Genomic DNA, 8,790 nt, shown 5'->3' on the forward strand with positions numbered 1-8,790 from the left:
AGGGCGGCGTCCGGCGCCGCGGTGGGCGCCGGTGCTGGTGCCGCGGCGGGTGGGGGCGGGGCTGGCTCGGGTAGCGTTGCCGCCGCGGGCTCGGGGTCCAGGGCCCTGCCTACGGCGGCGTCCGGCGCCGCGGTGGGCGCCGGTGCCGGTGCCGCGTTGGGCGTCGCGGGCGCGGGCCGGGCTGGCGCGTCTTGCGGGGCGGGCTGGTCGGTCGGCAAGACGCCGAAGTGCTTGGCGACGGGCGCGTCAAGTGCGGCCGGGGCCGCGCCGGTGGGCGCCGCCGGCGGATCAACCGCGCCGGCCGGTGAGGCGTCCACGGCGGGCGGCGTTCCGGGTGCACTGTCCGGCAGCGGGAGTGGGCCGCCGGGTGGCGTCGCGGCCTTCGTTGCCGGGGGCGGCGCGGCTGCGGCGACGGCCGCATCAGTGGTCGGGCCGCTTTGGGGGCTGATCTGGGACGGGGCCGGCGTGGCGGTCTTCTTGAACTTGGTCGGGCTTTTTGCCATTGCTTGTCACCTGCAAAATCTGTGCGTCGCGATTGCCGGAGTCTGGCCGCTGCGCTCTGAGTAGGGCACGGTAACGCGCCAGCGGCCCCGCCGTGAAGCCCTGGGTTGTGGTTGGGCAAAAAAAGCGTTGCCCCCGGGGGCGGACCGCGGCGGGGTGCGGACGGGTCCGGTCGTGCCTGACCCCTGCGCTCGGGTGTCCTTGGCGTTAATGCGTTAGAGTATCCTGTTCGCCCCCTTGGTTGCCATTGGATTGAGTGACCGAACGATGTCCGACCCAGGCCGCGGAACTCCGGCGCCTGGGCTGCCCGCTCGCCCAGGGCTACCTCTATCTCCCGGCCGCTGGACGCCGCGTTGCTGAGCGCGCGGCTCGCGAGCCGCCAGGACCCCTATAAAACGGGCGACTGGGCGCGCTGAGTCCCGCGTAGGGGCGGGTTTGAAACCCGCCCCTACGATCGAACCCCGATAAGTAACGAGTCAAGAACACGCAAGGCACAAGAACAATCGTTGTCGTTGTCGTGGTCGTAATCGGAGCGGCGATGCAATTTCGGGGTGCGAGAGAATCCGGGGTACTACGATAACCTCGATTACGACAACGACAACGACAACGATCTGGCGACTTTGTCTACCCTATTGTATTTCTTGCTGAGCCTGGCGCCTTGGCGTGAGTAACTGCCGGATTTTCGGTCAAGGAAGGCCGCAACGGGACGCCGCACTCAGACCTGCTGCCGCCGCAGCCACTCCAGGGCCGCCTCTTCGCCGTTGAGGCGTCGGCCGTCCTCCATCCAGATCTCGCGCTTGAAGTTCTCGATCTGGCACACCTGTTCCACGATCCGGTGTTTGCGCGGGTCCTGCCCGGCGAAGCGCACCCCGACCTCGAAGCCGTCCGGGGTCGGCTCGCACCAGGCGACGACGCCGGCGGTATCGAACACCGGCTGCGCCACCGGGATCGTGATATGGATGGTCGCGCCGATCTCGATCGCCACCAGGGAGCGGAAGCACAGGCCGCCGCGGCTGATGTTGCGCAGGTATTCGCGCCCGGGCGGGACCACCTCGCTCAGTTGCACATCGACGGGGCAATCGGTGGTGTGCCGGATGTATCTGCGCATGGTTACTCCAGCGGTGGGCCTGGGTCGCTTGGGGCGGCGGCGTGATGCCCCGATGATCCGCGATCCGTGGCCGGTGGGCAAACCGAATCGTCGCCCCGCGGCGCGCCTGGCCGTGCCCATCCTGGGAAGAAGATTTTCTCACGGAGACACGGAGACACAAAGAAAGAAGTCCATAGGGCGCTAGAGTTGGTTTGCGAACTTTGCGGCTTGGCGTGGGATCTGTTTTTCCCGGTTTCCGGTGCTGTTGCCAATTCGATTTTCTCCGTGTCTTTGTGTCTTTGTGAGAGGATTAATGCGGCATGGGTAACGGCATGGCTCCAGGGGGTACGACGTGGCGTGGGTCTATCTGGTGGCGGCGGCGGTGTTCGAGCGGGGTTGGCCGGTCGGGCTGAGGTGACGCATGGCGACCGTCGTCATCGCCGAGAAGCCGAGTGTGGCCCGGGACATCGCCCGGGTGCTGGGGGCCAACCGTAAGGGCCAGGGATACCTGGAGGGCAACGGCTGGTGCGTCACCTGGGCGCTCGGGCACCTGGTCCACCTGGCGGAGCCCGACGACTATGGCCCGCCCTGGAAGGGGCGCTGGAGCGCCGCTCAACTGCCCATGCTGCCCGAGCACTGGCGGCTCACGCTCGACCCCAAGACCGCCGACCAGTTCCAGGTCGTCAAGGGCCTCATCAATGACCCGGCCCACGCGCGCCTGGTCTGCGCCACGGACGCCGGGCGCGAGGGGGAGCACATCTTCCGGCTCATCTATGAGCAGGCGCGTTGCCGCAAGCCCTTCGACCGGCTCTGGGTGTCGAGCCTCACCGACGAGGCGCTGCGCGCCGCCTTCCGCGCGCTCAAGCCCGGCAGTGCCTACGACGACCTGGCCCGCGCGGCGCGCGCCCGCGCCCAGGCCGACTGGCTGATCGGCATGAACCTGACCCGCGCCTACACGGTCCACAACCGCGTCCTGTGCACCATCGGCCGGGTCCAGACCCCGACGCTGGCGATGATCTGTGCCCGGGACGCGGCGATCGCCGGTTTCACCAAGACCCTCTTCTACGAACTCATCGCCCACCTGACGGAGGGCTTTCTCGCCCGCTACAGCCTGGAGGGGGAGACGCGGATCGGCACCAAGGAGGAGGCGGAGCGTCTGCATCGTGACATCGCGGCGGCCATCGAACCCCACCGGACGGGCACGGTGCGGGAGTTGGACATCCAGATTCAGCACAACCGCCCGCCGCCGCTCTACGACCTGACCACCCTGCAGCGCGACGCCAATCGCCGTTTCGGGCTGACCGCCGCGCAGGTCCTGGAACTGGCGCAGGCACTCTACGAGACCCACAAGCTGATCAGCTACCCCCGCACCGAGAGCCGCCACATCGGCGAGGACCTGGTGGAGCAACTCCCCGCCATCCTGAAGGGCCTGGACCACCCCCAGGCCCCGGTTGCCCTGGCCCGGCTCGCGGCCGGGCACCGCCTGGGCCGCGCCTATGTGGACCAGACCAAGCTCACCGACCACCACGCCATACTGCCGACCGGGCGGTCGGTCCCCGCGGGCCTGAGCGGGCCGCTGCGGCTGGTCTATGACCTGGTGCAGACCCGCTTCGTCTGTGTCTTCCTGCCCGATCAGGTGGTGGAGGAGACCCGCGTGCTGCTCGCCATCGGCGGCGCGGACTTCGTCGCCCGGGGGGCGCGGGTGATGGACCCGGGGTGGACCATCGCCGAGGGTGGCGGTGCCGCCGCGCGCGCCAAGGCGACCGACGCGGCGCCCCGGGCGGCGGCGGGGCCGGGGGGCGAACCGGCCGCCGCGGCCGACCCGCCGGAGGCCGCCGAGGAGCAGGTCCTGCCGCCGCTCAAGGTCGGCCAGGACGTCCATGTCGAGCGCCTGGAGGTGCGCGAGCGCGAGACCAGCCCGCCGCGCCCCTTCACGGACGCGTCCCTGCTCGCCGCCATGAAGAACGCCGGGCGCACCATCGAGGACCGGGACCTGGCGCGGGCCATGCAGGCGAGCGGCCTCGGCACCCCGGCGACCCGCGCCGAGACCATCGAAAAGCTGATCCGCACCGGCTACGTGGAGCGTCAACGCAAACAGTTGCGGGCGACGCAGAAGGGGCGCGTGCTGATCGAGCGGGTGGCCGCACCGCTGAAAAGCCCCGAACTGACCGCCGCCTGGGAGCAGCAGTTGCGCGAGGTGGAGGAGGGCACCCGGCCGGTGGCCGAATTCAACCAGGCGATCCTGGACCTGGTGCGCGACCTGATCCCGCAGGTCTGGCAGGGGCCAGCCTTCTCCGCGGAGCAGGTCGAGCAGGCGCGCGCCGCCCAAGGCGCCCGGCCGGGCGCCGCCCGCGGCGCGCGCAAGGGCGCCATCGCGCGTCCCGCCGGGCTCGGCACCTGTCCCGCGTGCGGCCAGGGCGAGCTGATGGAGACCGCCCGCGCCTTCGGGTGCAGCCGCTATCGCGAGGGCTGCGCCTTCGCCGTCTGGAAGACGGTGGCGGGGGTCAAGTTGACCAAGGCCCAGGTACGGGAACTGCTGGCCAAGGGCCGGATCGGTCCCATCGACGGCTTCCAGTCCAAGGCCGGCAAGCCCTTCAAGGCCGCGCTGAAACTGGGCGCGGACGGGCGGGTGGCGTTCGACTTCGGCCCGACGCCGGACCCGGCGCCGGTGCCGCGCCCTGCAAGCAATACCGCGCCCTTGCCCCCGGCCCCCGCGGCGCACCCCGAGTCCGCCCCGGCGGCGCCGGCGCCGGGCCCGACCGATCGTGGACCCGTGGGCCTGACCTGTCCCAAGTGTGGCCAAGGGCGGATCATCCAGGGACATCGCGGTTTCGGCTGCAATCGCTATCGTGACGGCTGCGACTTCGCGGTGCTGCGGGAGGTCGGCGGTAAGGTGCTGACGGACCTTCAGATCGCGGGCTTGATCCGGGATGGGCGCACGCGGTTGATCAAGGGGTTTACTGACGAGCAGGGTAGCCGGTTCGACGCTCGTTTGGAATTGGACAGCGGATTCAAGGTACGTCTGTCGGCGCGCAGCGAGTGAGCGCGGGGCTGGTCTAGCAGAAAGGTAGGGGGCTGTTCAGGATCCGCGCATACCGCCGTGAGTCCCACCAGCACGAGATCGCGGTCGCCCGGCGCCGTCACCGGAAACTGATCCGTTGCTCCATGCGCGATCCCGCGGTCCCGCCCCTTGCGCGTGCCCGCTCTGGCGTCCTACAGTGACACCGCGACTGAGCGGAGGAGTTCCGGAGATGGCCGACGATTACGATAGCCCTTGGAAAGAAATCCTGGAGGTCTATTTTCCCGAGTTCATGGTGTTTTTCTTCCCCGCCGCCGCGGCCGAGATCGACTGGTCGCGGGGATTTGAGACCCTGGACAAGGAACTGGCCCAAGTGGTGCGAGACGCCGAGCTGGGGCGGCGCTATGCTGACAAACTCCTCAAGGTTTTTCTGGTCGACGGGAGCGAGGAGTGGTTGCTGGTCCATGTCGAGGTCCAGGGCCAGCCGGACGCGGCCTTTCCGCGCCGCATGTTCACCTATGCCTATCGGCTCTTCGACCGTTATGGATGCGAGATTGCGAGCCTCGCCGTGTTGGCGGACACGACGCGCCGCTGGCGTCCGAGCCGTTTTGAAATCAGCCGCTGGGGCAGCCGACTCGGGCTCGTGTTCCCGAGCGTTAAGCTGCTCGACTATGCCTCCCGACAGGCCGAGTTGGAGACCGAGGACAATCCGTTCGCCACCGTCGTGCTGGCCCATTTGGCGGCACAGGCGACGCGCCACGATGTCCAGGCCCGCTATCTGCGCAAGCTGGCGCTGACGCGACGACTCTATGAGCGCGGGCTGTCGAAACAGCGGATCATCGACCTGTACCGGTTCCTCGACTGGATCCTGTATCTGCCGGACGATCTGGAGTTGCAATACACCGATGCGATCTTCGCGATCGAGGAGAGCCTGAAGATGCCATATGTCAGTTATGTCGAGCGCCGCGGGGAGGCCCGTGGGGAGGTGCGCGGTGCCGGGCTGTTCCTTCGCGGTCTGCTGGAGCAGCGTTTCGGCGCCCTCCCCGCGGAGACGATCGAGCGACTGGAGCAGGCCGATGCCGAACGCCTCATGGCCTGGGGTCGGCGCGTGCTCGCTGCCCAGACGCTCGACGAGGTGTTTGTCGAAGACCCACGATGATCGCTTTACTGATTACTGTCCAAGAGTCCGTGGTCTGTCCCGGATTGCTTCCGGATTGCTTCGCTTGAGGCCCTGCAATACGGCCGCCACGTATTGCCGGAACGGACTATCTTAGCCGCTCGGGATATCATCGCAGTCTCTTGGAGAAACCTATGATTTTCCCTGACCAGAGTCATATCAATCGCATCCGCGAGGCCCTTTGGCAGCAACCTGACGGCTGTGCCTCAGTGATGGTCGGGTCGGGATTCAGCCGGAACGCAAGGAAGTCGATGTCGGATACGCTCGGATTCCCGCTTTGGCATGATCTCATCACCTCATTGTGCCATCGGCTCTATCCTTCAAGCGACGGCGAGCGGCGGAATCGGGCCGTTTCAGAGGCATCGGGGACAAGCGGCTTTCTCCGCCTTTGCCAGGAATACGAGGCAGCCTTCGGCCGGGGCGCATTGAACAAGCTCATTCAGGAATTGGTGCCGGATGATGACTATGCTCCGGACGACATTCATGCCCGCCTCTTGCGCCTTCCCTGGAGAGACGTTTTCACCACGAATTGGGATACCCTCCTGGAGCGGACCAGGCTTCTCGTCGCTGAGCGGGCCTATAGCGTGGTGCGGACTACAGAGGAAATTCCATCGGCGCCAAGGCCGCGCATCGTGAAGCTGCATGGGTCGTTCCCCGCCCATGTTCCTTTCGTCTTCACTGAAGAAGACTACCGGACTTATCCCAGACGCTTCTCCCCATTTGTGAACACGGTCCAGCAGGCGATGATGGAAACGGTTTTCTGCCTGATCGGATTTTCGGGCGACGACCCGAACTTCCTCCACTGGTCGGGATGGGTGCGCGATAACTTGGGGGAGTCCGCGCCTAAGATCTACCTCGCGGGATGGCTTGACCTGTCCCCGCATCGCCGCCGCATGTTGGAGGGGCGTAGCGTTGTCCCTATCGACTTGGCCTGTCACCCGCAAGCCACCACCTGGGCCGAGCACCAACGCCACCAGTACGCCACCGAATGGCTACTCCACTCATTGGAGCGTGGTCAGCCGTACGATGTGACCCAATGGCCGTCCCCACCCAATCCGAGCCTTTCACCACCGGTTCACGAGCGGCTGCAACCGGTTGAAGACATTACGATAGATGCACCTCGCGAAGAACCGCGACCAACCTTCGACGCGGAACCAGCGAGTCTCCCGAAGCAGGTTCTCGATATCGTTGAGGCTTGGAAGCACAACCGTAAGATTTATCCCGGCTGGTTGATCATCCCGCCGAGCAAACATGGTTACATTGGGTTGTTTATGGATGATTGGGAGCAGGCGATTCTTCGTGCTGCGCCGGAACTCACGCCGATCGAAAGGCTGTCTGCGATACAGGAACTGGTCTGGCGACGTGAGAATCTGTTGGAGCCCCTCTCGGAAAAACTCGAGGAGGCGATCCAAGCCACTCTCGATAACTTTGATTGCATAGCGCGGAGAATCTGCGGTAAGGAAGAGCGGTCCACTGGCTGGCCCGAAATTCGCGAGGCTTGGCGCAATCTGGCCCTGACACTGCTGACCGCCGCCCGACAGCGTTTCGACCGCAATGCCTTCGAGCGCCGGCTTGTGGCCCTTCAGTCCTTTCTTGAAGACCATCCGGATGTCAGCCACCGAGTCCATCATGAAAAGTGCCTGTGGGCACTGTACGCACTGGATTTTCCTGCGCTCGATGAATTGCTGATCGCGTGGCGCCCGAAAGATTGCGATCCCGCATGGATGACGCGAAAGGCGGCATTGCTGCTGGAAATCGATCGTAACGAAGAAGCGGTGCGGTTGCTGAGTTGCAGCCTGTCGACTGTTCGCGAGGCACCGCGAAACGGTCGTACCCTCGCCGGTCCTTCGCGTGAAGGTTGGACCCTTTGGCTTGCGATGGCCTTAGAGCATGGTTTTTTCGGACCCTCGCCCGAAGTGTTGCAAGTCCCTCCGGTATTCACTCGTTGGCAGCAACTTGCTGCTTTGCAGTGCGATGCCCATGCCCAAAAGCACGAACTCCTTGATGCCTTGCGGGGTGATCTCGAAGAGAAGGACGGACCTCTGTTCGACCTTGGTGTCCGTCGGCGAAAAACAATTCGCTTTTCGAGTATTGAGTACAGGCGATGGGTGGCTGCACGCCGACTGGTCCGACTCTGTGAAGTCGTCGGCCTTCCGCCGTCGGTAGGTCACATGGTCGTCGGGTCGGACATTCTGGCGCTTGCCGCCGATCATCTTATCATGACAGATTATGCCCTTGCCGCGCGCTTGGCCTTACGGCTCGCCATATCCGAAGACGATCCAACATTTAACCGCGTCTGGTCCCGACCTCGCATTGCCGCGATACCGGGCGATGAGGTGAGCGAGTTGGTCGACATCGTCACGAACTCCATGACATATGTTCTCCCCAGGACGACGAGCGCAGGCGGTCGTTCTACATTCTGGGTAACTCGGCTACGCGTGTTGATGGAAGCACTGTCGCGACTCGTGCTGAGGCTGTCTCCGGAGCGTGCAGAAGAGATCTTCAGGCGTGGGCTGAGCTATTGCTCAATGGAAGGATTAGCCAGGGAGCACTGGTTGGACAAGAGCATCGATCACCTGTTGGTCCGTTCTTGGGAGGCACTGCCGAAGTGCCGTCGGACTGAACTAATCCTCGACGTATTGAGCGCGCCTATCGTCGGGCTTCGTGGCTTCGCAAGTTTCACGCCGTTTTATCCCGACCCTGGAAAACTTCTTGTCAATGATAGTCAGACGCCCGCACCTGCTCGCGAGTTCGGAACCGAGGGCCGGTGGACTGAAATCGTGGAACTGATCTTGCTTGGCTTGAAAGCTGGCGGCGAGGCCCGCAAGCGAGCAGCCTCAAGACTCGTGCCACTGGCCCTGTGGAGCCAGGGCAATCGCATCAAGTTCTGCTAATATTCGCACTTACTGATGCATCGGGCAAATCCTACATCTGGACTGCTCCCAAGGCTACATGCCGTGTCCCTTTCCTATGCCACGAACACTTTGCGAACACCACACGTCTTCA

General features: G+C 65.1%; 4 protein-coding genes and 1 pseudogene. 3 read left to right on the forward strand and 2 right to left on the reverse strand.

Going from position 1 to position 8,790, the window contains the following annotated elements; all coding sequences use genetic code 11:
* Nucleotides 1-503, reverse strand: a pseudogene (locus QZY48_RS13675) (hypothetical protein); the annotation flags it as partial.
* A gap of 713 nt (nt 504-1,216) precedes the next feature.
* Nucleotides 1,217-1,609 carry a PilZ domain-containing protein gene (locus tag QZY48_RS13680; RefSeq protein WP_295431511.1) on the reverse strand — a complete coding sequence of 131 codons (393 nt, stop codon included), beginning with the start codon at nt 1,607-1,609 and terminating at the stop codon, nt 1,217-1,219.
* A 400-nt stretch (nt 1,610-2,009) separates the two neighbouring features.
* Between QZY48_RS13680 and QZY48_RS13685 the strand changes: the two genes are divergently transcribed.
* The 3 genes from QZY48_RS13685 to QZY48_RS13695 all read left to right on the forward strand — a co-directional run bounded on the left by QZY48_RS13685 (nt 2,010) and on the right by QZY48_RS13695 (nt 8,678).
* Complete coding sequence (locus tag QZY48_RS13685) at nt 2,010-4,631, forward strand: type IA DNA topoisomerase (RefSeq protein WP_295431513.1); 2,622 nt, start codon at nt 2,010-2,012, stop codon at nt 4,629-4,631.
* A gap of 208 nt (nt 4,632-4,839) precedes the next feature.
* Nucleotides 4,840-5,766 (forward strand): cytosolic protein, encoded by a 927-nt coding sequence (locus QZY48_RS13690; RefSeq protein ID WP_295431516.1) that lies wholly within the window; start codon nt 4,840-4,842, stop codon nt 5,764-5,766.
* Between the two features lie 152 nt (nt 5,767-5,918).
* On the forward strand, nt 5,919-8,678 hold the full coding sequence (locus QZY48_RS13695) for an SIR2 family protein (protein ID WP_295431518.1): 2,760 nt from the start codon (nt 5,919-5,921) through the stop codon (nt 8,676-8,678).
* Nucleotides 8,679-8,790 lie beyond the last annotated feature (112 nt).

Source organism: uncultured Thiodictyon sp. (assembly GCF_903828115.1).
Classification (GTDB): domain Bacteria; phylum Pseudomonadota; class Gammaproteobacteria; order Chromatiales; family Chromatiaceae; genus Thiodictyon.